Source organism: Longimicrobium sp. (assembly GCF_048594345.1).
In the GTDB taxonomy this organism is placed as follows: domain Bacteria; phylum Gemmatimonadota; class Gemmatimonadetes; order Longimicrobiales; family Longimicrobiaceae; genus Longimicrobium.
The window spans coordinates 1-1,063 of record NZ_JBMDXM010000053.1; the positions used below are offsets into that span (position 1 = coordinate 1).

At 70.1% G+C, this 1,063-nt stretch carries 2 pseudogenes; one reads left to right on the forward strand and one right to left on the reverse strand.

Annotated elements, in window-relative coordinates:
- Positions 1-138, forward strand: a pseudogene (locus ACOJUJ_RS06260) (tRNA epoxyqueuosine(34) reductase QueG); the annotation flags it as partial.
- 501 nt (positions 139-639) lie between these two features.
- Here the strand turns inward: ACOJUJ_RS06260 and ACOJUJ_RS06265 are convergent.
- Positions 640-1,063 (reverse strand): annotated as a pseudogene (locus ACOJUJ_RS06265) (glucose-6-phosphate isomerase); the annotation flags it as partial.

The following is a 1,063-nucleotide window of genomic DNA, read 5'->3' on the forward strand; positions in this document are numbered from 1 at the left end:
CGCAATATCGCCGTCGCGCTGGGCAACGCGCCGACCGCCCCCGACACCATTGCCGCCTTGCGCACGCGCCGGCATTCGGGCGATGCGCTGGTCGACGAGCATGTCGAATGGGCGCTGGCGCAGCACGACGCGCGGTGACGACGCCGCACATCGCATGCGGCGTTCGGTCGATCGCGGTTGGCGAACGACGGTTGTCTTGGCGGCAGGTCAGCGTTGGTGGAATGACAGGGCCGCAAAGCCGCCCCCACCCGGCGCGCTGCGCACGCCGACCTCCCCCGCACGCGGGGGAGGTGGCTTCAGCATGCGGCGCGCGGCCGACTCCCACACGCACGGATACGCTTTGTGCCCCTTCCCCCGCAAGCGGGAGAAGGCTGGCCTGTGCTCCTTCCCCCGCACACGGGGGAAAGCTGGCTTGTGCTCCTTCTCCCGCACACAGGAGAAGGCTGGCTTGTGCCCCTTCCCCCGCACACGGGGGAAGCTGGCTTGTGCGCCTTCCCCCGCACACGGGAGAAGGCTGGCTTGTGCTCCTTCCCCCGCATGCGGGGGAAGGCTGGGATGGGGGCGCTTTGTGCGACAAGCCATGCCCCACCTGACGCGCTACGCGTGTCGCCCCGAACGCGCGCGGGAGGTCGACGCGGATCAGGCGTTGCGGCGTGCGCGCAGTTCGTCGAGCAGGGCGCGGGTGACCGGGTCGGCGATCTCGACGTCCTGGCCCTGGACCGCGGGCAGCAGTTCGCCGGCGATGCGCTTGCCCAGTTCGACGCCCCACTGATCGAAGGCGTTGATGCCCCACAGCACCGACTGCGCATAGACGCTGTGCTCGTAGAGCGCGATCAGCGCGCCGAGGCTGCGCGGGTCGAGCCGGTCGAGCAGCAGCAGCGTCGATGGCCGATTGCCGGGGTAGGACTTCTGCGGATCCTCGGCGGAAAACCCGTTGGCCAGCGCTTCGGTCTGCGCGAGCAGGTTCGACAGCAGCGCGGCGTGGTTGTCTGCATGCGGGTGCGCCGGATTCACCACGCCGATGAAATCGGCCGGCACCGTCTGCGTGCCCTGGTGCAGCGCC